The 25,723-nt window shown below is 42.7% G+C and carries 27 protein-coding genes and 1 pseudogene; 9 read left to right on the forward strand and 19 right to left on the reverse strand.

Going from position 1 to position 25,723, the window contains the following annotated elements:
- Nucleotides 1-23 precede the first annotated feature (23 nt).
- The 3 genes from C1N53_RS09675 to C1N53_RS09685 are packed head-to-tail and all read right to left on the reverse strand — an operon-like array spanning nucleotide 24 to nucleotide 3,087.
- Nucleotides 24-902, reverse strand: coding sequence for a hypothetical protein (locus C1N53_RS09675; protein ID WP_137759110.1), 879 nt, complete (start codon nucleotides 900-902; stop codon nucleotides 24-26).
- A gap of 9 nt (nucleotides 903-911) precedes the next feature.
- Nucleotides 912-1,799 carry a polysaccharide pyruvyl transferase family protein gene (locus tag C1N53_RS09680; protein WP_137759111.1) on the reverse strand — a complete coding sequence of 296 codons (888 nt, stop codon included), beginning with the start codon at nucleotides 1,797-1,799 and terminating at the stop codon, nucleotides 912-914.
- The gene (locus C1N53_RS09685; RefSeq protein WP_137759112.1) at nucleotides 1,780-3,087 is read right to left on the reverse strand and encodes a lipopolysaccharide biosynthesis protein; all 1,308 of its coding nucleotides are present in this window, start codon (nucleotides 3,085-3,087) and stop codon (nucleotides 1,780-1,782) included. The genes C1N53_RS09680 and C1N53_RS09685 overlap by 20 nt, the downstream gene beginning before the upstream one ends.
- Before the next feature lie 843 nt (nucleotides 3,088-3,930).
- Between C1N53_RS09685 and C1N53_RS09690 the strand changes: the two genes are divergently transcribed.
- Nucleotides 3,931-5,328: an undecaprenyl-phosphate glucose phosphotransferase gene (locus C1N53_RS09690; RefSeq protein ID WP_137759113.1), complete on the forward strand. Its 1,398-nt coding sequence runs from the start codon at nucleotides 3,931-3,933 to the stop codon at nucleotides 5,326-5,328.
- Nucleotides 5,329-5,436: 108 nt separating this feature from the next.
- Here C1N53_RS09690 and C1N53_RS09695 read toward each other — a convergent pair whose 3' ends face one another.
- From C1N53_RS09695 to C1N53_RS09715, 5 genes and pseudogenes are all read right to left on the reverse strand, one after another.
- The gene (locus C1N53_RS09695; protein WP_371415966.1) at nucleotides 5,437-6,672 is read right to left on the reverse strand and encodes a phospholipase domain-containing protein; all 1,236 of its coding nucleotides are present in this window, start codon (nucleotides 6,670-6,672) and stop codon (nucleotides 5,437-5,439) included.
- A 19-nt stretch (nucleotides 6,673-6,691) separates the two neighbouring features.
- Nucleotides 6,692-8,167, reverse strand: a complete 1,476-nt coding sequence (locus C1N53_RS09700; protein ID WP_137759115.1) for an IS66 family transposase — start codon at nucleotides 8,165-8,167, stop codon at nucleotides 6,692-6,694.
- A 46-nt stretch (nucleotides 8,168-8,213) separates the two neighbouring features.
- On the reverse strand, nucleotides 8,214-8,558 hold the full coding sequence (gene tnpB, locus C1N53_RS09705; RefSeq protein WP_137759116.1) for an IS66 family insertion sequence element accessory protein TnpB: 345 nt from the start codon (nucleotides 8,556-8,558) through the stop codon (nucleotides 8,214-8,216).
- The gene (locus tag C1N53_RS09710; protein WP_137758840.1) at nucleotides 8,559-8,834 is read right to left on the reverse strand and encodes an IS66 family insertion sequence element accessory protein TnpB; all 276 of its coding nucleotides are present in this window, start codon (nucleotides 8,832-8,834) and stop codon (nucleotides 8,559-8,561) included. It lies immediately after the preceding gene.
- A 70-nt stretch (nucleotides 8,835-8,904) separates the two neighbouring features.
- A pseudogene (locus C1N53_RS09715) lies at nucleotides 8,905-10,230 on the reverse strand (alkaline phosphatase family protein); the annotation flags it as partial.
- Nucleotides 10,231-10,543: 313 nt separating this feature from the next.
- Between C1N53_RS09715 and C1N53_RS09720 the strand changes: the two are divergent.
- Together C1N53_RS09720 and C1N53_RS09725 are read left to right on the forward strand one after the other, a co-directional pair.
- On the forward strand, nucleotides 10,544-12,109 hold the full coding sequence (locus C1N53_RS09720; RefSeq protein WP_137759118.1) for a YdiU family protein: 1,566 nt from the start codon (nucleotides 10,544-10,546) through the stop codon (nucleotides 12,107-12,109).
- 215 nt (nucleotides 12,110-12,324) lie between these two features.
- Complete coding sequence (locus tag C1N53_RS09725) at nucleotides 12,325-13,431, forward strand: lysylphosphatidylglycerol synthase transmembrane domain-containing protein (protein WP_137759119.1); 1,107 nt, start codon at nucleotides 12,325-12,327, stop codon at nucleotides 13,429-13,431.
- A 106-nt stretch (nucleotides 13,432-13,537) separates the two neighbouring features.
- Here the strand turns inward: C1N53_RS09725 and arsB are convergent, their stop codons facing one another.
- From arsB to C1N53_RS09755, 6 genes are all read right to left on the reverse strand, one after another.
- Nucleotides 13,538-14,623 (reverse strand): ACR3 family arsenite efflux transporter, encoded by a 1,086-nt coding sequence (gene arsB / locus C1N53_RS09730; RefSeq protein WP_137759120.1) that lies wholly within the window; start codon nucleotides 14,621-14,623, stop codon nucleotides 13,538-13,540.
- A 46-nt stretch (nucleotides 14,624-14,669) separates the two neighbouring features.
- Nucleotides 14,670-15,440: a metallophosphoesterase gene (locus C1N53_RS09735; protein WP_137759121.1), complete on the reverse strand. Its 771-nt coding sequence runs from the start codon at nucleotides 15,438-15,440 to the stop codon at nucleotides 14,670-14,672.
- 26 nt (nucleotides 15,441-15,466) lie between these two features.
- Nucleotides 15,467-15,994 carry an ArsI/CadI family heavy metal resistance metalloenzyme gene (locus C1N53_RS09740; protein WP_137759122.1) on the reverse strand — a complete coding sequence of 176 codons (528 nt, stop codon included), beginning with the start codon at nucleotides 15,992-15,994 and terminating at the stop codon, nucleotides 15,467-15,469.
- 54 nt (nucleotides 15,995-16,048) lie between these two features.
- On the reverse strand, nucleotides 16,049-16,384 hold the full coding sequence (locus C1N53_RS09745) for a helix-turn-helix transcriptional regulator (protein WP_137759123.1): 336 nt from the start codon (nucleotides 16,382-16,384) through the stop codon (nucleotides 16,049-16,051).
- Nucleotides 16,385-16,569: 185 nt separating this feature from the next.
- Nucleotides 16,570-17,085 (reverse strand): hypothetical protein, encoded by a 516-nt coding sequence (locus tag C1N53_RS09750; RefSeq protein ID WP_137759124.1) that lies wholly within the window; start codon nucleotides 17,083-17,085, stop codon nucleotides 16,570-16,572.
- A gap of 82 nt (nucleotides 17,086-17,167) precedes the next feature.
- Nucleotides 17,168-17,848, reverse strand: a complete 681-nt coding sequence (locus C1N53_RS09755) for a hypothetical protein (protein WP_137759125.1) — start codon at nucleotides 17,846-17,848, stop codon at nucleotides 17,168-17,170.
- 154 nt (nucleotides 17,849-18,002) lie between these two features.
- Here C1N53_RS09755 and C1N53_RS09760 point away from each other — a divergent pair, with 154 nt between their 5' ends.
- Both C1N53_RS09760 and C1N53_RS09765 read left to right on the forward strand, forming a co-directional pair.
- Nucleotides 18,003-18,623 (forward strand): hypothetical protein, encoded by a 621-nt coding sequence (locus C1N53_RS09760; protein WP_137759126.1) that lies wholly within the window; start codon nucleotides 18,003-18,005, stop codon nucleotides 18,621-18,623.
- Nucleotides 18,624-18,659: 36 nt separating this feature from the next.
- On the forward strand, nucleotides 18,660-18,887 hold the full coding sequence (locus C1N53_RS09765) for a hypothetical protein (RefSeq protein WP_137759127.1): 228 nt from the start codon (nucleotides 18,660-18,662) through the stop codon (nucleotides 18,885-18,887).
- A 124-nt stretch (nucleotides 18,888-19,011) separates the two neighbouring features.
- Here C1N53_RS09765 and C1N53_RS09770 read toward each other — a convergent pair whose 3' ends face one another.
- From C1N53_RS09770 to C1N53_RS22520, 4 genes are all read right to left on the reverse strand, one after another.
- Nucleotides 19,012-19,425 (reverse strand): hypothetical protein, encoded by a 414-nt coding sequence (locus C1N53_RS09770; protein WP_137759128.1) that lies wholly within the window; start codon nucleotides 19,423-19,425, stop codon nucleotides 19,012-19,014.
- Between the two features lie 219 nt (nucleotides 19,426-19,644).
- A complete protein-coding gene (locus tag C1N53_RS09775) occupies nucleotides 19,645-20,028 on the reverse strand; it encodes a hypothetical protein (RefSeq protein ID WP_137759129.1) in 384 nt (127 codons plus the stop codon).
- A 537-nt stretch (nucleotides 20,029-20,565) separates the two neighbouring features.
- Nucleotides 20,566-20,811: a hypothetical protein gene (locus C1N53_RS09780; protein WP_137759130.1), complete on the reverse strand. Its 246-nt coding sequence runs from the start codon at nucleotides 20,809-20,811 to the stop codon at nucleotides 20,566-20,568.
- A 635-nt stretch (nucleotides 20,812-21,446) separates the two neighbouring features.
- Nucleotides 21,447-21,608, reverse strand: a complete 162-nt coding sequence (locus C1N53_RS22520; protein ID WP_168194003.1) for a hypothetical protein — start codon at nucleotides 21,606-21,608, stop codon at nucleotides 21,447-21,449.
- A 383-nt stretch (nucleotides 21,609-21,991) separates the two neighbouring features.
- On the opposite strand from C1N53_RS22520, the gene C1N53_RS09785 reads away from it, so the two are divergent.
- The 4 genes from C1N53_RS09785 to C1N53_RS09800 all read left to right on the forward strand — a co-directional run bounded on the left by C1N53_RS09785 (nucleotide 21,992) and on the right by C1N53_RS09800 (nucleotide 25,231).
- On the forward strand, nucleotides 21,992-22,348 hold the full coding sequence (locus tag C1N53_RS09785) for an STAS domain-containing protein (RefSeq protein ID WP_137759131.1): 357 nt from the start codon (nucleotides 21,992-21,994) through the stop codon (nucleotides 22,346-22,348).
- 258 nt (nucleotides 22,349-22,606) lie between these two features.
- Nucleotides 22,607-23,422 (forward strand): ABC transporter permease, encoded by an 816-nt coding sequence (locus tag C1N53_RS09790; protein ID WP_137759132.1) that lies wholly within the window; start codon nucleotides 22,607-22,609, stop codon nucleotides 23,420-23,422.
- 12 nt (nucleotides 23,423-23,434) lie between these two features.
- Nucleotides 23,435-24,208 carry an ABC transporter ATP-binding protein gene (locus tag C1N53_RS09795; protein ID WP_137759133.1) on the forward strand — a complete coding sequence of 258 codons (774 nt, stop codon included), beginning with the start codon at nucleotides 23,435-23,437 and terminating at the stop codon, nucleotides 24,206-24,208.
- Nucleotides 24,209-25,231 (forward strand): MlaD family protein, encoded by a 1,023-nt coding sequence (locus C1N53_RS09800; protein WP_137759134.1) that lies wholly within the window; start codon nucleotides 24,209-24,211, stop codon nucleotides 25,229-25,231. It abuts the gene before it with no gap.
- Between the two features lie 88 nt (nucleotides 25,232-25,319).
- On the opposite strand, the gene C1N53_RS09805 is transcribed toward C1N53_RS09800, so the two are convergent.
- The gene (locus C1N53_RS09805) at nucleotides 25,320-25,721 is read right to left on the reverse strand and encodes an HIT family protein (protein WP_137761460.1); all 402 of its coding nucleotides are present in this window, start codon (nucleotides 25,719-25,721) and stop codon (nucleotides 25,320-25,322) included.
- Between the last annotated feature and the right edge of the window lie 2 nt (nucleotides 25,722-25,723).

Here is a 25,723-nt window from a genome sequence, read left to right on the forward strand (position 1 = left end):
TTAATATCCTTCAGAATAACAGTTTAAGCATGTTTAAGCGCTTTCCTGATTCTGTGTAATTTGCCCCTGATTTTATTTATTGAAATTGCATTATCATGGCGCAACTCAGCTTCTGTCTTTGAGTTCCACAACAAAGCTTCTTCCGCAGTTAGCTGCTTTAAGAAATACTTGTTTATTGCAAGCTTTCTATGCGTCGGGACACCAGCCCAGTGAACAATATAAGGCTTAACATTTCCAGCTCCCCAATACACTTCTTCAAAACCTTCTTCTTTATAATCACCAGCCCATGTAGATTGCATATTGTATGGCGGTAAAGAGAGGTTTATAATGGGAACACCAGTTAAACTGACTAAAAGATTAATAGCTACCTGATCTTTGTAAACTTGAATTTTATCAATTAATGTGCTCCTAAATGTACCTTCGCAGGTTGTCTTAAGAGTTTCTAAAGTGTATAGCTTTCTATCACATGCGAATTGACCGGCATTAAAAATATTTTTTTGCCAGGTTGTACTTTTAGATAGAAAATAAGCTTTGGTTTCATCGTTGTATGTATGATCAGGATTATTCCAATGAGTACACGAAGTAATAAATGCATCGACAGGCTCCAGAACCTCCTCCGGGTTTCTCAGAAATATAATATCAGAATCTACATACTGGTAGTTGTCAGTTAAAAAGCATTGATATTTCCGACACATCGAGAACATATTATGGCTCTTTGACCATGCAAGTAAAGGCTCAATTTCCCACCAAACAGCACCTTCAGGCAAATCAAATTTATTATCATCAAAAGGAATAACCCAGATTGGAAGCTGGCAACCTGTCGCACGTAAAGATCTCTCCATTGCAAGAAACTGCAACTCCACATTCTTATTAGCAAGGGTTATGATTTTATCTAATTTCATAGTTCATTTTTATTTGATGATTCTCTCGTATTTCAGCTGAACATGCTCAAGTTTATACAGCAATCTTTCAACCTTTTCATCTAACAGCGTCTCTCTACTTAAGAAAATTCTACTGTGTCTTAATTTTGCAAAATCTCTGATAATTGACTTCTGTAAGAAAGCATCCTGATATGAGGTATATAACTGTGCACTCTGCTTTATAATAAAGTCGGGAATATTGCCGAACCTGGTTGTTATTTTTTTAGAAACAGAAGCTTTATCATACAGAGGCCTGAGTACTGTTGGTTCATATTGTAAATTCAGAGACTGAGTCCAGTCTAACCACTTAAACTCATTTATGCTTTTGTAGAACTTAACAGGAATCCAGGGCACCCGAAGCGTATCTGCAACAATGGCTCCATGCATAGCCTCTGCAATAACCACTTCAGATTGCAAAATCTGAGATAAAACATCATCTGTTTCACCCAAGGGATCAATAAAGTGGTAGCCTACTTCCTCACATACCCTCTTCCAATCGTAGAAATGTAAACTCCCATGATGAGGCATGAATGAGAATTTATACTTCTTTATAGGGTGTTTCATATTGAATGCCCTTAATAGTGCAGCACCATCAGTTATAGCTAGCTTTTCGCTGATACCTAATTTTTTTGCGGTTAATGGCCCTCGTACACATTGCACATCATAGCTACTATCTATGGTTGGTAACTCGCCGTAAGCAAAACCTGAACTAAATATAATCTTATGTTTAGCATCTCTTCTGAACTGAAGAATTGATCCGATCCCTAAGAATACTGTGCTATCATCCTCATCAAAAAAATCAGGAAGGAACTTACCAAAGATGATAGGATTAAGGGCATCACCAAAGTTTTTATTCTCCCTAAAGTAGATTAGCTTCATGTTTTACTTTATTTAAGCCTATGAATGCGACTAATATTTTATTCAACAAGTTGAATGAACTTAGAATTATAGAGAAAACCAGCACGTTATAAGTAGTGCTAAGGTCCATGCAAAATACCAACACTACCTGAAGTACAATATTACTACTTATGCTTACTATGGGTATCCAAGTCCATATCCACTTGCGTGAACAATTCATGTCCCACATAAGAACATTAAGCATCATGATGCAGGAGTTCAGTATCAGCAGCCCTACTTCTTTCTCAAGATGAGCATACTTGCTTCCGATAATCCACAATAATGGTTCAGGAAATACATAAGCGAAAGCAGCTATACCGGTGGCAAGCACAGTAGCTCCGGCCATTATGTTGAGGTATCTTTTTACTAATACTTTATCTGATTGCCTTGCCAGAAAGGGTGCCACAAGAATTGAACTTGCTGCATTCAATATCAAAAACAACTGCCCTAACCTTCCCAGTGCTCCTACCTCAGCTATGCTTTCAGATTTACCGAATACTCCTATGATAAAAAGCGCAATTTGGGCACTGAATGCCGAGTAAATAATACCTGGAATGACAGGCTTTATATAGCTGTAAATTTCTTTTCGAGCAGCCTGAGAACTAGTTTCCGGTTCAGCAATCAATACACCTGCTTTTTCCTTAAAGGCTCTACCATTATACCACAAAGTAAGGCTAGATAATATTGCTGCTATCCAAGCATTTAATCCTGAAAAGAGAGCTAATAGTCCTAACACTGATAATCTTCCTAAACTACTTTTAAGCTCTACAGAGTAAAGATCTTTTAACCTTTTATGCATTCTAAGCGGAGTTGTATAATATGCACTTAGCCCAGAAAAAAATAAATTAAATAAGATTGAACATAGCAGTATACACGTTATATATAAAGGCCAGCCGTGATGAAAATTTAACAGAGGAAATACAATTAGACAGATTAAGCCAACTATTATAAATAATCTGTTCCTATAGTATTTACCAGCTTTTATATATTCACCAATAACCTCTTTATTATGAATTTTAGGTCCGACTAACGCTACTATGGCACCTGAAAACCCAAGCTCAACTAGCATTTGGGCAGTTGATTGAAAGGCAAATGTGATACTATATTGAGCATACTCTTCTACAGTTAACCACCTTATTAACAAAAACCCGCTCAGCAACTGTACAAATTGAATTGCTCCTTGTCCTAATAAAAATGCTCCGAGAACTTTAACCCACTTTCTTATAGTTTCTCGCTCTTCCTGTACACCTAGTGCTATCTTTCCTATCATCTTAGAGCTGGAAACCAAATATTAAAAGTTTCATTTAACACAATTGTAAATTGATAGTTTAACAATCTGCAGAGATCAAAAGTATTCTTTGGGATTTATAGGAAAGATTTACTTTCTCCTACAGCACTTATATACATAAAACAATAACTAACAAAGATTTAATGCTAGCCAACTGAGGCTATAGTGGCTTAATCTCTGACAATTTACATTAGAAATACTATGCCAATATTTAAAAACATCAATATTATACCTGGATAATCATAAAATTAGCCACAAATAGAACTTTTACACATAGCATAAGTATAACTAATCTCATAATAAACTGTGTCTTGTTTTCATTTTGAAACATTTTTTCCCATTTTGACACAAGCTACTACATATAAGTAAGGCTAGTATTTCGATTATCAGGAGAATGCACCTACTAAATTATGGATGGTAGCTATGTTGCATTCCTTTAGTACATGATCAATGATTTATTAATCTTATTTTAAGAGCAAACATAAAAGAGTATATGTTATACTATGCCTTATAGGATGAGCTTCCGACCATATATGCGTATCCCCTCTGCTCTATGCTATCTAATAGGCTACTACTTTATCTCATATTGATACACATTTTGCCATTTTAGGAATCATTCTACCAGAGAAAGACTTTGCTATTTCTATTAAGAACAATAATACCAAGTCATAATCCTATATATTAAACTAATAAGGCAATTTAAGCATTTTACAAATATTTAATATAAATATGGCACGATTTTAACACTTGTTTCGCTAAACAGCATAATAACTTTCACCATTAAACTGGCGAACAACCTTAATTGAAATGTAAACCTTACATTCTATGGCACAAAAATATTCTACCTTACTTAGATGGATTAATGTCGTAGTTGATTATTCACTGCTGAATGGCATTTTATGCGGATCGTTTTTCATAGCAGGTATTGATGTAGATTGGTGGAACGTGTATGATTCAAGATTAACAATCTTACTGCTTAACTTCTGCTGGTTTTTTAGCACAAGTATTTCTTATGATCATAGCTATATGCTAAAACACAAAGCAGCTTTAATTATTAATGCTACTATTGGCTCATTATTGGTTTTTACCACATTAGCAGCTTTATTAAAATACGCACTCCCTCATCTTTATGTACCTCCTACACCTTATTTATATTTTTTTATTCTTTTTCCAGCATTCATATTAAGCATAAGGTGCTTTTTACTATTGCTGAGAAAGCACCGGCGCAGATTTTGGCCAGGGTATCGCAGTATTGTAATAGTAGGAGCAGGATCTGGTGGAATTGATTTATATAATCATATAGTTTCTAACCCGCAGCTCGATTTGAACTACCAGATAAAGGGCATTTTTGACGATGATAACTCGAAAATGCCACCTCATATTAATTACTTAGGTCCTGTTGAAGAATGTATTCATTATGCATGTGCCAATAATGTAGATGAGGTTTATTGTGCTTTATCCTATAGTGATAGTAAAAAAATTGAAAAACTAATGCAAGAGGCTGATAAGAATATGATTCGCTTCAGACTTGTGCCAGATGTAAAAGGATCCATCCAACGTAATTTTTTAGTAGAGCTATTCGGGTATGTACCGGTACTAAAGGCTCGACAGGAACCATTAGAAAATAAGGCAAATGAAATTATAAAAAGACTATTTGATATCGTTTTTTCCTTATCTGTAATAATTTTTATACTCAGCTGGTTTATACCTATTGTTGCTTTAGCAATTAAATTAGATTCTAAAGGGCCGGTCTTTTTTAGACAACTACGATCAGGAAAAAACAACAAGCCTTTTTATTGTCTGAAATTCAGAAGCATGAAAGTAAATAGCACTAGCGATAGTGTACAAGCCTCCAAAGATGATTTAAGAGTTACCAAGCTAGGTAAGTTCATCAGAAAGACAAGCATTGATGAGCTTCCTCAATTTATCAATGTTTTATTAGGTAATATGTCCGTTGTTGGTCCTAGGCCTCACATGCTGAAACATACACATGATTATTCTCAATTCATTGATAACTATATGGTGCGGCACTTCCTTACGCCTGGAATAACAGGATGGGCACAAGTGAATGGGTTCCGAGGAGAAACCAAGGAAACAACTTCTATGATCAATCGTGTCCAAGCTGACCTTTGGTATCTGGAAAATTGGTCGGTATTACTGGATATGAAAATAATATTCCTAACCTTCTGGCAGTCACTGAAAAAAAATGACAATGTTTATTGAATTATTTCTTAGCGATTTTCTTCAGTAAAAGTCAAGATCTACCTGCACAGGTCAGTTTTTTATTAGAGCATGAGTTGTGTAGTTGAATAGTTAGCTATCACTACCCAACTACACAACTGCTCTGCCCATAAAGGGATCGCTATAGCTTGGCTTACCTGTTTCAACACGTCCTGCGAATCTTTTTTCGAAGGTGTTATTCCCGTTTATTTTTATACTGAAGTCGTACCAGCCAAAGCTCTGTTTCAAATTTAGACGAACAGATTGCACCTCCCGACCAGATCCACTTGCCTGCACAACCAATGTGTGGTTATTAGCTTTATAGGCATGGTCTGTTATGTTAAGGGTAAAAGGCGTTTTACTTGTATTTACAATCTTCAACTCTATATTGCCTGCGAGCCTTTTCTTATTTATCCTGCTGCGCTCATAGTCACAGCTGATTTCAACTGCCGGATCCTGGGCATTGCCTATAAACTCCCTGAAAAATCCGTTTGGCCCATAAACCCGCAGATGGTAGTTGTTGCTCCCGAAAGCATCCACCGGCCAGGTATTAACCAGGCGGTCACCAGCCTTAACGGCAAAAGACCAGTTTGCCATTTGTTCTTCTACTGCATTTGCCCGCTTGTATGTACCCGGGGCATAAACCATAAAGGGAGCGCCAGCTGTCAGATCGCCAAAAACATCTTTCCTGGTTTCAAAGTCAATGGTAAATAATTTCTTATCGGGGCTAAGCTTGCCATTCACATGCAGCTGATACGGAATAGCACACGAAGAACGAATGCCCTGCTCCTGCTGTGGCATAAAAGCCGACAAAGCAGGATTGAGGTTATTCGCTTCTACCTCTTCTTTTGTCAGAGATTTAAAATCAGACGGCAACTTCTTAAATCTGGCTTGGTGCACACTTTGTATAAAGGTTACTTTCTGAATAAAATCAGGCACTGTAATCTTTTCGTTGTTGTATGTCCTGAACACAGAAGTCAGATCGCCACACACAACACGTCTCCAGTCGCTGATATTAGGTTCAGCTACTTTCCGGCCTGTCTTTTTACCCAAGAAAGTTTCCAGGAACTGCAGGCAGGAAGTGTGGTCGAACACCTGGGAGTTTACCCAGCCGCCACGGCTCCAGGGCGAGGCAACCACCATCGGCACCCGATAGCCCAAGCCAATCGGGCTTTCCCGAAGGCTGTTTTCTGGGTATCCTCTCTGCTTCTCTTGCTCCATTGTTACGTATTCTACACGTGTATCTATACCAGCAGAAGCTAAGCCAGTTTCAGGCCTGCCTGTATGGGGAGGCACAAAAGGCGGCACATGGTCAAAGTACCCATCATTCTCATCGTAGTTCAGAATAAAGTATCGGCCCTATGAACTACATATTTGCTTTGTTTTTGAAGTTCTGCGGCAAGAGGTCTTTGATGTTTTTGTGGTTGATGGACATGATGTTTTGCAGGGTGTGTTTTAGCCACTGGTAGGGGTTTACCTCATGCTTTTTGCATATGGCCAGGAAGGAGTAGATCATACCGGCCCGCTTTGCAGCATCATGTGAGCCGGCGAACAGGTAGTTCTTGCGCCCCAGGGCCAGCGGCCGGATGGCGTTCTCCACCCCGTTGTTGTCGATGTGCAGGCTGCCGTCGTAGAGGTAGGCCGAGAGGGCGTCCCAGCGGGCGTAGGCGTAGGCCATGGCTTTGCCGATCTGGCTCTTGGGCAGCGTGCTCTTGATCTCCTCGAAGATCCATTTGCCCAGCTCGTTGAGCACCGGCAGCGACTCGGAGAGCCGTAGTTCTTTAATGGCTGCTGCCTCCAGCCCCTCTTCTTTTGCCTTCCTTTCCACTGCATACAAGAGCTGGATGAGGGTGAGCGCTTTGCCAGCCCTTGCCTTGTCATTTTCCAGGGCCCGCTCGAACTCTCTTCGGGCATGGGCCCAGCAGGCCAGGTGGGTGACCTCCTTTTTCCTGCCGTACTTTTCGTACACGGCGTACCCGTCGGTTTGCAGGTAGCCCCGGAAACCATCGAGCATGGCCTTTACCCCCACCGCAGCGCGCGTGGGTTGGTAGTCGAAGAGCACCGTCTTGTCCAGGGGGGCATGGTAGACCCAGTACCAGCCGGTATGGGCGGCACCTTTCTTATCCGAGTCCAGCACTTTGATCGGCGACTCATCCACCTGCAGGTAGCCTTTTGCCTTGGTCTCGAACACCAGCTGCTCGTAGAGCGGCTCGAGCTTCAAGAGCGCCTCCTTGGTCCAACCCTCAATGGTGGAGGAGGCTATCTGGATGCCCTCCCGGGCGAAGCGCTGCTTCTGGCGGTAGAGCGGGAGATGGTCCATGTACTTATCCACCAGGATGGAGGCCAGCAGTCCGGCCCCGGCAATGCCCTTGTCGATCACCCGTTCCGGCAGCTGGCCGATCACCACGCTTTCTTTGTCTTTGGCGGCATACTTATAGCGGATGTAGCGGCGGATGAAGAAGCGGGCCGGCTCACACTCGAGCTCCTCGGTGACTTCCCTGCCGATGCACACCATCTGGGAGAGGTCTCCTTCGGGGTGTATCTCCACCTCCTCCACGGGCAGGTGCTCAGGGAGCTTGGCGCGACCGTGGTGGCGGGGGCGACGGCGCACGTAGTCGATCTTCTGCTTTACCTCCTGGTGCTGCTCTTCTACCTCTTTGGCCGCAGCTTCAAAGGGAAGCTGGAACTGGGAGGCGTCGCCCTCGAAGCGCTCGCGCCTCTGGCCGAACTGCATGCGGCGGTACATGGCCACCTGGGCCTCCAGGTAGGCGATCTTCTCGTCACGGCTGGAAATAAGCTCCAGCAGCTCCTGTTTGGAGAGGTTTTCCAGTACCGTTTGCATGCTCTAAAAATAAGCAAAAACAGCCATGGCACCAAGGATAATGCGTTTATGGTGGCAAAGAAAATCTTCTCCTGCGGTTGCTCTTCACCACTTCGATTCCTTCCACCATCAGCACCAGTTCGCTCCAGCTTATAGCGCCAGTAGTGGTGTTTTTCGGTAAAGGGAAGGTGCCCTGCTCGAGCCTTTTGTAGTAGAGCACAAAGCCCCCGTGTTCCCAGTGGAGCAGCTTGAGATGGGTACGTTTGCGGTTGAGAAACACGAACACTTCACCGCTGGTGGGACTGCGGCCCAGTTCCGATCCTACCAGACCGCACAAGCCGTCGAAGGATTTGCGCATGTCGCAGTTGCCTCGGTAGAGCAGGTAGCGGAGGGAGGAGGTGAGGCTGAGCATTTAGTAAAGGTGCAGCAGGCGGCTCACAAGGGCCAGGTCCCGGGAATCGACCCGTACCTGCACGCCATTGGGATAAATTACCTCCAGGTAGCTAGCTGCTCGCTCAGCGCTTAGCTGCATAAAACCGGAAGCCGGCTGCTTTTCCTTCCGTACTTTGTGGATCCAGTAGATAAACTGAGAAACTTTTAGGCCCTGCTCCTGACAGAAGGCCCGCTGGCTCTGCCCGCTTTGCTCATAAACCTCCACTAAGTGGAGCATCTTTTCCTGGTGGGTCATCTCTCTCTTTTTACCAGCAAAACTAAGCCCTGCAACTCAACTACAAAATATGCACTTGGTCGGCCGGATACAGAATAAAGATGGTCTTCTTCCAAACCTCCGGATTTTTGGTAAGTATATCCATCACCTCAGATACATACCAAGCACCATACCACGGCGAACCAGGATGATCAGAAAAATTAGAAGGAGCAACCAACCAGGAAACTGTAGGCAATTTTCCTGCTTCAACATCTTTTCTGAACTGATGTAAGATGTCCCCTTTAGGAACCTTTACCTCCCGCTGTGTTCCCTCATCATCATACGTTAAGGTACTCAACTGATGATAATCCGGATCATTCAGATTTGTGACAAAAGCTTTGCGGTGAATACTCTTTTCTTTTTCCGAGAGCTTCTCGAAGCGCTCCTGGTTCCACTCCTCCTGGTATTGGCGAAGACCTTTAAATTCCGCTTTTTTCTTTTCCAGCTTCTCTTTTTCTGCCTGACCTGATTGCCTGCCGCGCAGAGCCTCCTCCAACTCCTTTATTTCGCTTTCCAACACCTTAAATTTCCTCTGCACGTACTCCAGGTGCTTTGCATGCAGCTTCACATGGTACTGGGTAAAATATTCCAGGTCATTATCAGTAAAATTAGCCAGCCAGTCATCTTCTTCGCCGTCAAAACCTACTCCAACGCTTAACTCATTCTGATAAGCTTTCCAAGAGATACCCAGTTCTTCCAGGCGCTCCGGAAAAGTGGTCCACCGCAGGTCTTTATAGTCTATTTCGCCATTCCACACATGCGCTTTTGCCTTCTCGTGCTGTTCTTCACGTATAGTGCCTGTCCAGAAAAAGCATCTGTTAGGGCTTGTGCCGGTTAAGGCTGATGAAAAATATTGATCGCAAACGGTAAAAGCATCCGCTAAGGCATAGTAGAAGGGTATATCAGCTCTGTTGTAGTAGCCCATTGTTAAAGGCAGGTGCGCATAATCTTTATTACCAGAGTGCTTAATGTCCAGCCATTTATCATACTTCCCATTATTACGGGCATCTACCTGGTCTGCCCAGGCATGCGGCAAAGCACTCATCCAGGTAGCTTTCGTCTCTTTTATGTTCAGGCGAAACGGTGCATAGGTTTCTCCGGCAGCATTGGACTGCAGCCACACACTATTTTTGTTAGGCAGCTCAATAGCTCGTGGGTCATTAAACCCGCGAACACCCTGCAACGATCCATAAGAATGGTCGAAGGAACGGTTTTCCTGCATCAGAAACACAATGTGCTCTGCATCCAGGTAAGTGCTTCCGGGTTCTGCTTGTATCGCTAGTGCTCGTTGTATAGAATCCGGCATGGCACAAAATAATCCAGCTGCACCTGTTAGCAACGTCGCCTTTTTAATAAATTCTCTTCTTGAATCTGACATACAGTATATAGTAAAGATTTCACCACAAACCTTGTAAAATCTGGCAGGATGTTACGGTACTAAATGTAACCAATGAAATATTAAGCGGCTGTTAAATATAGCAAGGAGGGTAAACTTTTGGCCATTTTTAGATCGGAAAGGCAATAGGCCGCAATAAGTACTCGCGCAGCCGAGCAGTTAGATTAAACCTGACTTCGCATCTTTCGCTATTGTTTCTAAAAGTCAACTATTACTTGCGTAAACTTGTTGTCATAAAACAATGGTCACTCCACCTGGATAGACTTTAACCAAGTAACAAATAAAACAGGAATATATGCAGAGCCTAAGCTCCAAAAAATATAAAAAAGTATTTACAGACACATTTCCCGGAGACGAGTCCGGAGATAAACAGCCGCGCCAGACACCAGGCGTATTATACAGCAAGGCAATTCCTACTCCGGTTAAGCAACCGGAACTGCTGGCATGGTCGGAAGAACTGGCTAAAGAACTCGGTATACTAAAGCCCGCGTCTCAGGAAGAAGTTGAGCTGCTGAGCGGCAATCGCATAGCGGAAACCATGTATCCTTATGCTGCCTGTTATGCCGGACATCAGTTTGGCCACTGGGCCGGACAGCTGGGTGATGGGCGGGCCATTACTTTAGGTGAATGGGAAACTACTGCCGGAAAAGCCTGGGAACTGCAGTTAAAAGGGGCAGGTCCTACTCCTTACTCACGCAGGGCAGACGGCAGAGCAGTTATGCGCTCATCTGTACGCGAATACCTGATGAGTGAAGCCATGCATTACTTAGGTGTGCCTACAACACGCGCCTTGAGCCTGGTATCTACCGGCGACCAGGTAATGCGCGATATGTTTTACAACGGGAATGCAGCCTTCGAGCCGGGTGCAATTGTGATGCGCGTGGCTCCCAGCTTTCTACGTTTCGGTAACTTTGAAATACTCGCAGCCCGGAAAGAGAAGGAGAACCTTCAAAAGCTAACCGATTGGACAATCAGCCGCTATTACCCCCATATTGCCGGAGAAGGAGAAGAAAAGGTGCTGGCCTGGTTCAAAGAGATAGTAGAAAGAACTGCCGCTTTAATGGTAGAATGGTTACGGGTTGGCTTTGTACATGGTGTGATGAATACTGATAATATGTCCATTCTGGGTCTGACCATTGATTACGGCCCTTACTCTTTCCTGGACGATTATGATCCTAACTTCACCCCCAATACCACCGATCTGCCCGGCCGCCGGTATGCCTTCGGGAAGCAGGCGGCTATAGCAAAATGGAACCTGGGATGCCTGGCAAGCGCTATAGCTCCACTCCTTTCCGGAACTGAGCAACTGATTGCAGCACTGGAAGCTTACGATAACATCTATTGGGAGAAATATTATACAATGATGGCAAATAAAATTGGACTTGATCTGCTCAGAGAGCAGGATGTCGAGCTGATCAGGGCTTTTGAAAAAATGCTTTCCACCATCAAACCGGACATGACTATTTTCTTCCAGTTACTCATCAACCTTCCTGCGCAGTTGGCTGGCGAAGAGGAAACGGTGCATCATTTTCAGCAAAGTTTTTACAATACCCTAGATAAAGCAGAAAGCGAACTGCTCTTTAACCTGATGCAACAGTATATGGAGAGGCTTACACAGAATTCCATTTCGGAGGAAGACGCCAGGAAACGTATGCAGGAGCACAATCCGCGGTTTATTTTACGAAACTACCTCTTACATCAAGCCATAGAAGAGCTTGAAAGGGGAAATAACGATTTGTTCCTTCAGTTGCAGGATGCGCTGAAAGAACCTTATTCGGCAAAATACGATAAATTTTTCGCTAAAAGACCTGCCTGGGCCAGCCAAAAAGCAGGTTGTTCTATGCTATCCTGCAGCTCTTAACTTCACTGTATCTTATAATATAAGTTAATCTCCAAAACTACTCTTTGAGCAGCTGTTATAACTCTATAGCAGTTGCTCAAACAATTTCTTCTTATTAAAGCTTTTTTTAATCCAAAATCTCATAGCACACTGATCTTTAACCCTTTAAATACCTACTTCTACCAAAATGTTTTGCTATTCCAGCTAATTGGACTGAAATTTGAGTTTGTATTGCTATGAGTTTGAATAGAGTAAAGCTGCAGCGGTATTTCTCCGCCAAAAGAATTATGCTTCCCGTATTATTAGGGTTAGGCGTAATGGGTTTTTTGATTTATGAGAATTATGATCCCGATCAGTTTTCAACCTTGGCAAATGCCCATCTTCTCTGGATTGGTATGGCTTTACTCCTCCTGCTTGTCCGGGACTGGGGGTATGTGTACAGAATAAGGCTGATTACAGATAAATTTCTGAGCTGGAAACAAAGCCTTTCAGTAATTATGCTTTGGGAGTTTGCTTCCTGTGCACTTCCCTCTGTTGTAGGCGGCTCTACCATTGCCTCTTACATCCTCTATAAAGAAGGCGTACCGTTGGGTAAATCCTTATCTCAGGTTATGGTTACTGCTATGCTTGATAACTTCTACTTTGTATTAGTTTTTCCCCTGATTCTGTTTTTTACCAGTGGAAATCTACTGCCAGAACTAATTGGTTTAAGTGAGACTGTAAGAGATAGCTTAGGTATCGCCTTTTTTATCAGTTACCTGCTTATAGCCTCTTACGCTTTTCTGATGTTCTACGCACTTTTCGTGCATCCAAGAGCAGTTAAAAAGCTTCTTCTGAAACTAGGCAGCTTTAAAATATTTAGAAGGTGGCAACAAAGCTTGTTCAGGCATGCCAATGAACTCTTAATTGCCTCGCAACACCTGAAGCATAAAACCTTTGGTTACTGGTTTAAGGCAAGCATATCTACCATATTCGTCTGGACAGCCAGGTATGCCATTATCAGCTGCCTGATCGCTGCTTTCACAGACCTGGAGATGATGGACCATGTAGTTATTTTCTCCCGCAACCTGGTGTATAAAATCGTACTGTTTGTTTCTGTAACGCCAGGCGGAGCAGGTTTTGCCGAAATGTCTTTCCCTGCTTTTTTTGGTGCTTATCTTGCTGGCTTTACGGCTATCATCATTCTGGTATATCGCTTATTCACCTATTACCTATACCTGATTATTGGCGCTTTTGTCTTTCCAAGATGGGCAGACAGAGTATTTTCTAAAGAGGAAGACAATTCCAGTTCTGTAGCCGTTAATAAAACACCTGTTCCAATAGAGAGCCGGACTACAAAATAGAATAATACATAACTATACTTTTAAGTTAACCTTCGGCATATCTGTTTCTAAAAGAAGAGAGCCAGCAATCAGGAACTGCTGGCTCTCTTCTTTTAAGAACTGTAAATTATCGCGCAGCAACTTCCGTTGCAGGCTTGTCATAAAACTTTCGCTTCAGCCAGAAAGCAACATTCACTAAAAGTATTAGTGCCGGTACTTCAACCAGCGGCCCTACCACACCGGCAAAAGCCTGGTCAGAATTGATTCCGAAAACACCTATCGCTACCGCAATAGCCAATTCAAAATTGTTGCCTGCAGCCGTAAACGCAATGGAGGCATTCTGAGAATAATCTGCCCCCACATACTTCCCGGCAAAAAAGCTTACCATAAACATAATGGCAAAGTATATAACCAGGGGTACAGCAATCAGTAGCACATCAAAAGGAATATTTACAATCGTATTACCTTTCAGGCTAAACATAACCACAATCGTAAACAGCAGCGCAACAAGCGTAACAGGGCTGATAGCAGGTATAAACTTATTCTGATACCAGTCCTCTCCTTTAATGCGCCGCAACGCAAGGCGTGTCAGGAAACCGGCCAGAAAAGGAACACCCAAGTAAATGGCTACGCTTTCTGCCACTTCCGGCATGCTGATTTCAATAACTTCACCCTGCAACCCAAAAAGCGGCGGCAGCACGGTAATGAACAGGTAAGCAAATATGCTGTAAAGCAGTACCTGAAAGATACTGTTAAAAGCAACCAGCCCGGCGGCATACTCTCTGTCTCCTTCTGCCAGTTCGTTCCATACAATTACCATGGCGATACAACGCGCCATACCAATCATAATAAGTCCGACCATATACCCAGGATAATCCCGGAGGAAAAGTATAGCCAGCAGGAACATCAGCACAGGCCCTATGAGCCAGTTCAGCACCAGCGAAACCGACAGCACTTTTACATTTTTAAAAACTTTCCCCAGCTGCTCATAGCGAACCTTCGCCAGAGGCGGGTACATCATCAGTATTAACCCTATGGCAATAGGTATATTGGTGGTACCTTGCTGAAAAGAGTTGATAAAACCTTCCATTGCTGGTACAAAATAGCCTAACGCTACTCCTATACCCATAGCTAAAAAAATCCACAGCGTCAGGAAGCGATCCAGAAAAGACAGTTTCTTACGGTTCACCGTGGGATTACAATTATTTCGCATAAAATGTCCGTTTATCAGACTGTATTATTTCTGGTGTGACAACACGTTAGTAGGCTTTCCGCAACATATCTGCAAACTCGTTCGGAAGCGGGCTTTCTTCTACAGCTCTGGCGGCTTTTTCTAAGTCATACTTTACCCGCACAAACTCTACCTGTATACTTCCGGCTTCTGTTAAACTGCTTTTTTCATCCAGCGTTAACAGTACATAACAGGCGCGTATATCACCGTCTTTCGGCTTGCCTACAGAACCCAGGTTAATCGCATGCCTTGTTTTACCGTCTGTTTCCGAAGTCAATTTGCGATGATAAGGTTTATGTGTATGCCCGAACAGCATGATATCTGCCCCGGCATCTTCCATTAAACGCACAAGGCTTTTCTCAGGACGATCTTCGAACAGGTACTCATTTATTTTACGAGGACTGCCGTGCACCATGAGCAGGCTTAGTTTTTCTCCTGCATGCAATTCAAAATCGAGACAGATGTGCCTTGGTAAAAGCTTTAAATAACGCCGGTTCTGGTCTGATATAATGCTGTTGGTATAAGAAATCGATGATACCCCACGGGCTTTATCATCCTCGGTTTTATAAGCACAGCCGCAGTCAGGGCTACCCAGGCCTACGCCTTCATCGTAGTTACCTGCCAGTGTAGGAATAGATCGGCTCCTGATAGTTTCCACCACCTCATTTGCCCACACATTATACCCGACCAGATCTCCGAGACAATAGATAAAGTCAGGCTTTTGCTGATCTATATCGGCCAGCACTGCTTCTAAAGCAGGCATATTTGCATGTATATCGCTAAAAAAAGCAATTTTCATATTTGAGTTATGTTAAAGCTTACCATTTAGCAGCAACCACTTTCAGGTGTACAGGAAGCAGCACTATCATCCAGGAAACCCAGCGAAGCTAACTGTACTTTAGGTTTCTGTTCTGTGGCAGGCATACAGCAGGCAGAGGCATCCTGCAACTCGTAGTGCGGATCGTTGAAAGCTGCATCCTCATGAAAATAATACACCTCCCACTGTACGCCGTCCGGATCTGTTACCCAGAACTTATCCTGCACTGCATAGCAGCAGGCAGTACCTGTTTCTTCTTTCGATACCAACTGCTGTTCTCTGGCAACCGCTAACCTGCTTTCCAGTTCCTGCTGCGTTTCCACCTGAAAGCCAAGGTGCCCAAAGTTCTGCTGTACGCGCTCCCGGTTCTCTACAAAAGAGATAATCAGTGAAGGATTCTCGAGCATGTATTTGGCATAATGAGGCATCACCTTTGCAGGCTCCTGGCCAAAAAAACTGTTATAAAATGATATTGTTTTAGCTAAGTCTGCTACATACAGACTCACGTGCATTCTTGGAAATACAGGGTTACGCATAGTTCTTACCTTTATATTGACAGAAATATTAAACTCATTCAAAAAGCTTCAGGCTTAACAGTCACAACCGTTACAGCAGCTACTGATGTTACCAAAGAATTTTTCTAACAATTGCTTTGCCCGCTCAAACTGCTCCTGATTAATGCAATAGCAGACTGTAAGACCATCAATCTCACCTTTTATGAGATCAGCGTTCTTGAGCTCCTGCAAATGCTGCGATACTGTGGTTCTGCTTAAAGGCAGTGCATTGGATATATCACCCGAAATACAGGTTTTTGCCTGTGCCAGGTGCTGCAGTATGGCTACCCGCGCCGGGTGCGACAAAACCTTTGCCAGCTTAGCTACCTCCTGCTGCTCCAAATCAAACGCCATAGCTTTTGTGTAAGTCATTCTGATTTATCTTTTGAAGTATGACGCAAACATACGACATAGTTAAATAAATGTCAAATGTGCGCCAGGAATTTATTTACACAAAAAAAGCCACAGCTTTCGCTATGGCCTTTCTCAGATGGAAATTTAATACTAATGTATGGCGTAGTATACGTTAGTTATTTAAAATGGATTACATACGCTCCTTACCTGTTCCTGCTTCTTCGGTCCCGGCCATAGGTATCATCCCCAAAATCACGGAACTCATCAGTACTTCCATAAGCGGCATCATGCCTGAAGCCATGGTTGCCCCGGCTGTCGAAGTCGCGGTAACGGTCTCCTTCTTCCGGGTTATCATAATTAGGGTTATTGCCCATGTTGTAATGGAAGTGATGGCGTTCCTGTCTGTATGGTCCTTCTGTTCTGGAATAATAGTCTATCCTGTCTACGTCGTTCTCACTACCATAGGGTAACCCATAGTTCTCTCTACGTGGCACCCCACTATAGTTGGTTGTCTCATACATGGTTTGGTAGTAATCTTCACGGCTGTTGCGTCGTTGGTCCGAATTGCTGTAATCTTCTGAATCTACCCTGAACCTGTCTTCTCTATCCCTGCTGTTACAATTATCCCTTATCCAGCGATTATCTCGGTATCGATCATCGTCCTGGTGATCTCTGCGACGCTGGTTAAAGTTTCCATAATTCATTTCTCTGTCTCTCATGGTCTTAATTTTTTAAACAAGTAAATGCCCAGGCTAAAACTGAGCTACCACACTTTGTATTTATACTTTAAACAGCCTGAGCTTAGCGGCTGTTACGGTCGTTGTCGTAACGGTCTCTCCGACGGGTTTCGCCGTTCCAGCGGTCCAGGTTGCTATAATAGCGGTCTTCTCCAAAGTGGTCCCTCCCTTCTGTATGGTTACGGCCGGCGAAACCAGTGCTGTAATCGTTGTCATACATGCTGTTGCCTTGCTCATAGCGCCTGTACGATTCGTAGTCGCCTCTGGAGCTCCTGCCCAGATACGGGTCCTGCTGGTTGCCGCGCCTGCTTACATCGTGCCCAAAGCGCTCATCCGGCATACCATACCGATCATGTGAACGGCCCTTTTGGCGCATGTCATCATAATCAGAGTTGCTGTAGTCCGCACGGGGGTCGTAATGGCGGGAGGAGTTGCGATCATCGTTTGGCACATAGCTCATACCATACATATTATCGCTCTGGCTGCGACTGTTGCGGGTATAATCATCTCCACTGTATGTTGCACCTCCAGGCTGAAATCTTCCCTGCTGAGAAGTGTAGCTATGGTCTTCACTTGTATTAAAACTGGTTGGATCGTTTGATCCTATATCATATCCTGCATTGAAATGAGTATTGGTTCTATAATTTCCCCGCGAAGACCTTTCTCCGTGTCGCTGCTCGTGCAGCCAACGTGGTTCTCTCTCATCATATCGGTTATCGCGGCTATTATTTTGTTCGTTTCTCATAGTTCTTCTATTACGTGTAATACTAAACTTTCATTCTTTTATTACGGCTTTTGGCCGCTTTAGATTAGTAATATCTGCCAAAACTGAGCCTTTTTGCTTAAACCCAAGCCAATCTGAGCCGTTAAAAAGAAAGTACAACCAATAACAGAATGCAATGGAAAGAGATAATTGGAATAGAAGAAGATCCGATTTTGATGATCGTGATCAGGATAACAGATATAGAAACAATAATCGCTTCGGTAATAATGCAGCTAAGGATGAAGAAGATTCCTATAGAGGCGCTTATCGTTTTGATAATACAAGCGACCACCATAACCAATCGACCTACAATGGTTTCGACAGAAGTGGCAACCGCAACCAGCACAACTACCGCAATGAGCAAGGGCGACAAGATAACGTATCTGGCCGCAACCGGTTTAATGAGCGAGACGACTACAGCAGCGGGAACGACTACCGTAACACCCGGGATTCTGTACACGACAGAATGAACAGGGGTTATGACAACCGGGAGCGCTACAGCAGCAATTTTAATAATGACTACGGTTCTGATAACTACAGAAGCGGACGCGGCGAAAACTACGGCAACATGGCAGGTTCTTTAAGCTTTGGATATGATGGAGACAACAACGCCGATCCGGATGCGAACCGCATGTATAATCCGTTAAGCGGCCGACGCCATAGTTACCATGGAAACTACAGTACCCGCAGGCCGGACAACTTTGACAATAGACGCAACAGGCCGGACGACAGGTACAGAGAGGATGACCGCTATTAATAGTTAAACTTCTTTTTAAACTAAAAAACAAAAGCTATGAATTCAGATAAGAAAGATAAATTGAATAATGAAAACGTAAACAAAACGGTAAATGAAGGCAACAAAGTGCCGAACATAAACCCCGTTCCTAAAGAAGATGTAACAGATGCTAAAGCGCAAGCTGGTGAAATAGGCGGCATTAAGCCAACTCAAAGCGGGCGTAAGGGAGGTGTAAGTGTGCAGGATGGTGGCCAGGACATTGGCAGTAATTCCGGAAGCCGTTAACCGAAAGGTAAAGTTTAATAAAAAAGGTCAGATGTTTATCTGACCTTTTTTTGTTGCCTGCAGGTAAATCAATCTTTTACCTTAGAGGTTCAGCAACATACTCTCAGTAGCGTTAAAGCTTATCCTACATAGTGGTTGATCCACCAGTAGTAGTGCCGCCAGTAGTTGTACCGGTAGTAGTTCCGGCAGTTGTACCAGAAGTTGTAGTTCCAGCAGTAGTACCTGTTGTAGTTGTTCCGGTAGTAGTACCTGCTGTTGTGCCCGAGGTAGTACCAGTAGTAGTAGTTCCTGCTGTTGTACCAGTTGTTGTGGTACCGGTAGTCATGCCAGTGGTTGTTCCAGTAGTAGTTGTACCAGTTGTATCATCTTCATAGGTGCCGCCAGCAGTTGTACCGGTTCCCATGTCATCTGTTCCGGTACCGGAAGTAGTTCCTTCAGTTGTACCAGTTGTTGAATCTGTGTTGTTGCCACAAGAGGTCAGCATCATAGATGAACACAGGAAAGCTGCAGCCACCATTGTAATCCAATTCTTTTTCATAGTAAATTGACTTTAAATGAATAATATTCCCCGTTAAACGATTATATGAATAATTTGATACGAAATTTATATAGCTCTACGTAAATGAGTTAAAATGTTGCATTGCAAGCCATTAATTAACTCTACAGGTAAAATTCTGGCTAAGCGGGAGGCTCATTATTTAAAATAAGAGGCAGCCTGTAAGGGCTGCCTCTTTGCTTGTTATAGAACTATTCAAAATTAACCACCAGTTGTTCCACCACCGGTAGTACCTCCCGTAGTCGTTCCGCCTGTGGTTGTGCCACCAGTAGTAGTTGTACCTGCTGTTGTGCCGCCAGTAGTAGTGGTACCTGTTGTCGTACCGCCGGTAGTATCACCACCTGTAGTACCGGATGTCGTTCCGCCGGTTGTTGTACTGGTGGTTGTTCCAGTCGTTGTACCAGTAGTGGTAGTTCCTGTTGTCGTACCAGTGGTGGTTCCGGTAGTTGTGCCACCTGTAGTTGTAGCGGATGTTGTTCCACCTGTCGTTGTGCCAGGTGTAGCGTCATCATCGTTGCAAGAAGTGAAAGCTACCGACGAGGTAATAAGTGCAATAGCTAACGCTGATATCCAAGATTTTCTCATAGTCGTTTACATTTAAAATTGTACTTTACCTTACCTTCTACGAGAATAATTTCGATTGGCTGTTAGAACATCAAAGAATTTATACTTAATTTCAGTACAATTATCGTAATAAAGCACTATTCTATAAGTAAAACACTCCCAACATAACTCATTATTTATCAATATAATTTAAGCAAAATATACTTTTATAGTATATCCTTAATTTAAAATCTATACAAATTTTCATCCAATATATATTAATAAATAAAAATATGATTTTTCCAATTGAATGACAATTAATAGAATTTCATAATTGAAGGCAGCATGCAATACCAGGATGAAAAATTATAGTTATAAATAAACTTGCGTCTTATCGAAAACTTCTCCCTTTATCGGAGATTCCTAACTTCAATGGAAAAACATGGATAAGAAAGATCAGGAATATACTTTTAACAGAGGAGTGTATATGGTTAAAACAACAAAAGCCACCTCGTAAGGTGGCTTTTGTTGTAAATTCCCTAAACAGAGAAAAGTTCTTTATATAGTTAAAGCGAATATTTACTGTAGTTCTTCCTGCTCCATATACTCCCACATAGCATCTTCGTTCATCCCGTTTCGGAAGGCATAAATTAACATAGTAGTATACACGCCAATTAATAGCAAACTAAGTGGTATAGAAAAGATAAAAGAAACAATAAATGTTTTAACCGGATCGGCTTTGGATTTCATTTTAGTAGATGCATACCAGAAAAACAATACATTAAAAATTCCAGAAACTGCAACGAAATTGAGAATGTCTAACATTGGCTAAAAGCTACGTCTAAAATAATGTTGAATAACTAAAGCATAACAAAAAAGCAAGTACTTAATCACTACAATTTATAATATCTACTTCAAAATTATGCTACTACAAATAAACAACTTATGCTATTCCTTAAACTAGATAATGCAATTTAAGCGCAATAATGTAAAAATACAAGAACCGGCACAAAAATTTCTGATCTTCCGGAAAAAGCATCAGCTTTTATTAAATAGCTATAGCAGCAACATTTTCTAAGAAAAATTGTTCCAGTTTAAATTCAATCTCCATATAATCAATTGAAAATCAATAACTTTAAAATTATATTGTATATACCAAACCTTTTTAAGTAATTAGCTTCAGCCTTCAGGTATATTAATTTTTTAAGGATATTTTTTACAACATAAACGTAGGCAGTAAAACGAATTCTTACAATTACGCACTACAAAGGTTTGCAGGAAAAGCAGCTTCCTGAGCCTTCGCACCATTGCTAAATAACATTTAGCCCATGCTTTGCTTAGCCCGGTTCAAGTACCCTTTCCTGGAGAAAGGACTTTTTAAGTGATTCGACTGATACACCATATGTATACTGGCTGCAGTCAAACTTATACTAGCATATTAGCAGCCTTAACTCAGCTTATTAATTATGATCAGATTCAGCAACTAATGCTACTAAAACCAGCAGAAGCCTTCTGCTTTTTTCTACTAAGCTACTCATATTCTTATTCAGTAATATCTTATCAAATTTATTAAATGACGGAGCATATTCACCTCCTGCTTTATCCCCCTCCAGCTCCGCCATGCACTCTTTAACGGGAAGTGCAGTTTATAGACTATGCTATTAATACTTATTTGATATACGTATTAATGCAGAATATGATATCTCCTATATTAGCAGCTCCTGCACATCAAGCTGCATTCCAAATCGGGCTTCACTAAAAAAATCAACCTATCTACTATTAATAAAATACAAACAATTACACAATAGCTGCTCTTAAATCTACTCTACAAACCTTTTTGAAAAACTTATTATCAATTACTTATCACCAATCTCATCTAAATATAGAATTACCTCGTATAAACAAAACACAATATATAAAAATAGAAGATAACTATTTAACAGTATAGGTGCAGTAACTATAGGCCTTCATTTGCCTTAGCTTAACCTCAAAAAGATTAATACTTATGAAAATCAAGATATACTCTCACCAGGATACAGAAGTAGTTGAAGTAACAGGATTAATCAGACCTGAGAATTTATCGGAACTAAAACAGAAAATTCAGAGCCTGCCGGAAAATAAAATCAAGCAAATATGCATCGACTCCTCGCAAGTCTGCAAATTCAGCGTTTCCGACACCTGCTTTACAACTTATGTTGGAATGCTGCTCCAGCTTAAAACAGAAAACGTACACCTGGTTCTTTTTGGCATCAACACAATTACAGAACGCCTGCTTAGAATCCTGAACCTGGACAGCATGTTTACCATTGTGCCCTCACTCGAAGACGCTTTAAAGCCAATACCGGAAGAGGAACTGGTATAAGACATCACAACCTTTTTCAGATCTCGGCTTAGCGGCTGTACGATAGCCGCTAAGCCGAGCATTAAATTTTTATACTTTTGTAAAGGCTTAAGCTTTTTAACAACTCCGGACCTGTTAAGCTTCAAAGCTTTGCCTATAAAATATAGCAGCTGGTATAACCAACAACATCTGGCAATTCGTATGTATGGGTAAATTAAAAAAATAAGCCTAATTTGCCGCTTTTTAAGGGTAAGGCTGCAATTTCTCAACTAAAAGCGAATGGACTCCAGCGATAAAAAAGCTCAAAATACTAAAACCAGAAAATATCTCATCTCGCGACGTATAGATCGCATGTTTCTTGAGCTGTATGGCGTCTACGCATTTGTTACCCGCTTTTTTAAAGAAGTTTTTCTGCCGCCTTATGAGTTTAAAGAAATAATCAGGCAGTGCTACGAAGTTGGTGTAAGATCCCTGCCCCTGATTTCTTTAACCGGCTTTATCATTGGTATTGTGTTTACGAACCAGTCGCGCCCTTCTCTGGCCGACTTTGGCGCTACTTCCTTGTTACCTGCACTTATTGCGGTAGCCATTGTCAGGGCTTTGGCGCCTCTCGTAACAGCTATTATAGCCGCTGGTCGTGTTGGCTCCAGTATCGGCGCCGAGCTTGGCTCCATGAAAGTAACCGAACAGATAGACGCGATGGAGGTTTCAGCTACCAATCCTTTTAAGTTTCTGGTAGTGAGCCGTGTATTGGCCACCACTTTTATGATTCCGGCCCTGACCATGTACACTACCTTTGTGTCGCTGATGGGTGGTTATATCAACATACACCAAAACGAACTAACAAGCCTGACAACTTACTTTACGCAGGTTTTCGAAGCCATTACCTTTCTCGACATTTTCTCTTCTGTTGTAAGAGCCTTTGTTTTTGGTTTTACCGTAGGTATGGTCGGGTGTTACAAAGGGTATAACTCCTCCAAAGGAACTGAAGGGGTAGGTAAGGCAGCAAACTCTTCGGTGGTAACGGCAATGTTTCTCATTTTCATAGAAGAACTCCTGATTCTGCAGGTGGTAAATGCCCTTCGTACAGTTTAAACCGATTGAAACATGCAAAAACAAACTCCTGACATAGATAAAGAACAGAAGGTAATTTCGATCCGGGGCCTGAAAAAGGCCTTCGATGATTTTGAAGTGCTTCGGGGAGTAGACCTGGACCTGTATAAAGGGGAAAATCTGGTTGTGCTTGGCCGCTCCGGCACAGGTAAATCTGTACTTATCAAGATTATATCCGGGCTTTTAAAATCAGATGAAGGCGAAATAAATGTACTTGGGAAAAGAATCGATCAGATTAAACCCAAAGAGCTGGACGAACTACGATTGAAAATAGGTTTTTCTTTCCAGAACAGTGCCCTGTATGATAGTATGACGGTGAAAGAAAACCTTGAGTTTCCGCTGGTGCGGCATTCCAAGAATATGACAGTCAAAGAACGGGACAACCTGATTGAAAACGTTCTTGATGCTGTTGGACTCTCGCAGGCAATCAACCAGATGCCTTCTGAATTATCCGGTGGGCAGCGTAAACGGATCGGCATTGCCCGAACGCTCATCCTGAAGCCTGAAATTATGCTTTATGATGAGCCTACAGCTGGCCTGGACCCTATAACCAGTATAGATATTAATAACCTGATCAACAACGTGCAAAGCAGGTTTAATACTTCTTCTATTATTATTACACACGACTTAACCTGTGCCAGAACCACAGGCGACAGAATTGTAATGTTGCTGGATGGGTGGTTTCAGCGCGAGGGAAGCTTCGAAGAAGTTTTTGACACAGACGATAAACGGGTACAAGCGTTTTATAATTACAACTTTATAGACTAAATGAGCGCAATAGAAAATAAACGATCAGTGGTAGTAGGAATCTTTGTACTCCTGGCTATCATCATTTTTTTAGGAGGCATTTTTATTTTGGCTGGCCAGCAGAAGCGGTTTATCAGCACTGTTACCGTCAGAGCAATTTTTGATGATGTGGCCGGCCTCCGGCAGGGCAACAATGTCTGGTTCTCAGGAGTTAAGATCGGCACCATTCGTGGTATCAACTTATACGGCGATTCACAGGTAGAAATTACTATGAATATCGAGGAACGCCATCATGAGTTTGTGCGAAAAAACGCCAAAGCCAGAATCAGCTCCGAAAGCTTTATAGGCAACAAAAACATAGTAATAGAAGGCGGTACACCGGAAGCTCCTCCTGTAGAAGATGGCGATGTACTTGCTGCTGTAAACCCGCTTAATACCGATGATTTAATGGAGACGCTGCAGGAAAACAACCAGAACCTGGTTGCCATTACCGGCGACTTTAAAGAACTCAGCTCCAGAATTGTGCGTGGAGAAGGCACGGTGGGTGCACTGCTAACCGACACTGCCATTGCTCAAAACTTTAAAGCCATGGTCGCCAGCCTGCAGCAAACGTCTGATAACACGGTGCGGGCATCGCAGTCGCTGAGCAGGTTTACAGCCAAATTAAATTCACAGGGTGGCCTGGTAGATGAGCTTTTAACCGATACGACAGTATATAGTCAGCTAAGGGCATCTATTGCTCAGTTACAGGAAGCAAGCACTTCTGCCTCGCAAATGACGGCCAGCTTACAACGCGCCAGCGAGAATTTAACCACAAACGACAATGCGCTGGGTATGCTGCTAAACGATGTTAATTTTGCGGCAACCATCCGTAAAACCATGTATAACCTGGAAAGCAGCTCGCATAAACTCGACGAGAACATGAAAGCGCTTCAAAGCAACTTTCTGTTCAGAGGGTACTTCAGAAGGCAGCAACAGGATATACAAAAGGCAGACCAGGAAAAAGCGCCTGAGCCTCCGGCCCCTGTTCCTGATCAGGAATAGCTTCGGCTAAAGCTTAAAAAGGGAAGAGGAACTGACGGTGGTGAAAACCAATCATCAGCTCCTCTTCCCTTTTTAAGCTAATATTATTTTATAGCTGTGAGTAGGCTGCTTTTATCTTTTCAAGCACCTCCTCAAACTCCTCTTTCGAGTATTGCTGTTTATTGGCAAAATTCATATCCTGCATACTGTTTATAGGAATCAGGTGAACATGTGCATGTGGCACCTCCAGGCCAACTACAGCCATACCTATACGTGCACAGGGTACTGCTTTCTCTATAGCTGTTGCTACCTTTTTTGCAAAGGCCATCAGGCCAAGATACAGTTCATCCTCCAGGTCGAAAATATAATCTATCTGCTGCTTGGGTATAACCAGCGTATGCCCTTTGGTTGTCGGGAAAACATCCAGGAAGGCCAGGTAGCGCTCATCTTCTGCTATTTTGTAAGCAGGAATCTGGCCATTTACGATTTTAGAGAAAATGGACTGCTCCATCA

The organism is Pontibacter sp. SGAir0037 (assembly GCF_005491705.1).
Classification (GTDB): domain Bacteria; phylum Bacteroidota; class Bacteroidia; order Cytophagales; family Hymenobacteraceae; genus Pontibacter.

Bases quoted from the DNA above. Each gene is read 5' to 3' on its own strand.
- C1N53_RS09675 (WP_137759110.1), bottom strand. From the start codon at position 902: ATGAAATTAGATAAAATCATAACCCTTGCTAATAAGAATGTGGAGTTG.
- C1N53_RS09680 (WP_137759111.1), bottom strand. From the start codon at position 1,799: ATGAAGCTAATCTACTTTAGGGAGAATAAAAACTTTGGTGATGCCCTT.
- C1N53_RS09685 (WP_137759112.1), bottom strand. From the start codon at position 3,087: ATGATAGGAAAGATAGCACTAGGTGTACAGGAAGAGCGAGAAACTATA.
- C1N53_RS09690 (WP_137759113.1), top strand. From the start codon at position 3,931: ATGGCACAAAAATATTCTACCTTACTTAGATGGATTAATGTCGTAGTT.
- C1N53_RS09700 (WP_137759115.1), bottom strand. From the start codon at position 8,167: ATGCAAACGGTACTGGAAAACCTCTCCAAACAGGAGCTGCTGGAGCTT.
- tnpB (WP_137759116.1), bottom strand. From the start codon at position 8,558: ATGCTCAGCCTCACCTCCTCCCTCCGCTACCTGCTCTACCGAGGCAAC.
- C1N53_RS09710 (WP_137758840.1), bottom strand. From the start codon at position 8,834: ATGACCCACCAGGAAAAGATGCTCCACTTAGTGGAGGTTTATGAGCAA.
- C1N53_RS09720 (WP_137759118.1), top strand. From the start codon at position 10,544: ATGCAGAGCCTAAGCTCCAAAAAATATAAAAAAGTATTTACAGACACA.
- C1N53_RS09725 (WP_137759119.1), top strand. From the start codon at position 12,325: ATGAGTTTGAATAGAGTAAAGCTGCAGCGGTATTTCTCCGCCAAAAGA.
- arsB (WP_137759120.1), bottom strand. From the start codon at position 14,623: ATGCGAAATAATTGTAATCCCACGGTGAACCGTAAGAAACTGTCTTTT.
- C1N53_RS09735 (WP_137759121.1), bottom strand. From the start codon at position 15,440: ATGAAAATTGCTTTTTTTAGCGATATACATGCAAATATGCCTGCTTTA.
- C1N53_RS09740 (WP_137759122.1), bottom strand. From the start codon at position 15,994: ATGCGTAACCCTGTATTTCCAAGAATGCACGTGAGTCTGTATGTAGCA.
- C1N53_RS09745 (WP_137759123.1), bottom strand. From the start codon at position 16,384: ATGACTTACACAAAAGCTATGGCGTTTGATTTGGAGCAGCAGGAGGTA.
- C1N53_RS09750 (WP_137759124.1), bottom strand. From the start codon at position 17,085: ATGAGAGACAGAGAAATGAATTATGGAAACTTTAACCAGCGTCGCAGA.
- C1N53_RS09755 (WP_137759125.1), bottom strand. From the start codon at position 17,848: ATGAGAAACGAACAAAATAATAGCCGCGATAACCGATATGATGAGAGA.
- C1N53_RS09760 (WP_137759126.1), top strand. From the start codon at position 18,003: ATGGAAAGAGATAATTGGAATAGAAGAAGATCCGATTTTGATGATCGT.
- C1N53_RS09765 (WP_137759127.1), top strand. From the start codon at position 18,660: ATGAATTCAGATAAGAAAGATAAATTGAATAATGAAAACGTAAACAAA.
- C1N53_RS09770 (WP_137759128.1), bottom strand. From the start codon at position 19,425: ATGAAAAAGAATTGGATTACAATGGTGGCTGCAGCTTTCCTGTGTTCA.
- C1N53_RS09775 (WP_137759129.1), bottom strand. From the start codon at position 20,028: ATGAGAAAATCTTGGATATCAGCGTTAGCTATTGCACTTATTACCTCG.
- C1N53_RS09780 (WP_137759130.1), bottom strand. From the start codon at position 20,811: ATGTTAGACATTCTCAATTTCGTTGCAGTTTCTGGAATTTTTAATGTA.
- C1N53_RS22520 (WP_168194003.1), bottom strand. From the start codon at position 21,608: ATGGCGGAGCTGGAGGGGGATAAAGCAGGAGGTGAATATGCTCCGTCA.
- C1N53_RS09785 (WP_137759131.1), top strand. From the start codon at position 21,992: ATGAAAATCAAGATATACTCTCACCAGGATACAGAAGTAGTTGAAGTA.
- C1N53_RS09790 (WP_137759132.1), top strand. From the start codon at position 22,607: ATGGACTCCAGCGATAAAAAAGCTCAAAATACTAAAACCAGAAAATAT.
- C1N53_RS09795 (WP_137759133.1), top strand. From the start codon at position 23,435: ATGCAAAAACAAACTCCTGACATAGATAAAGAACAGAAGGTAATTTCG.
- C1N53_RS09800 (WP_137759134.1), top strand. From the start codon at position 24,209: ATGAGCGCAATAGAAAATAAACGATCAGTGGTAGTAGGAATCTTTGTA.
- C1N53_RS09805 (WP_137761460.1), bottom strand. From the start codon at position 25,721: ATGGAGCAGTCCATTTTCTCTAAAATCGTAAATGGCCAGATTCCTGCT.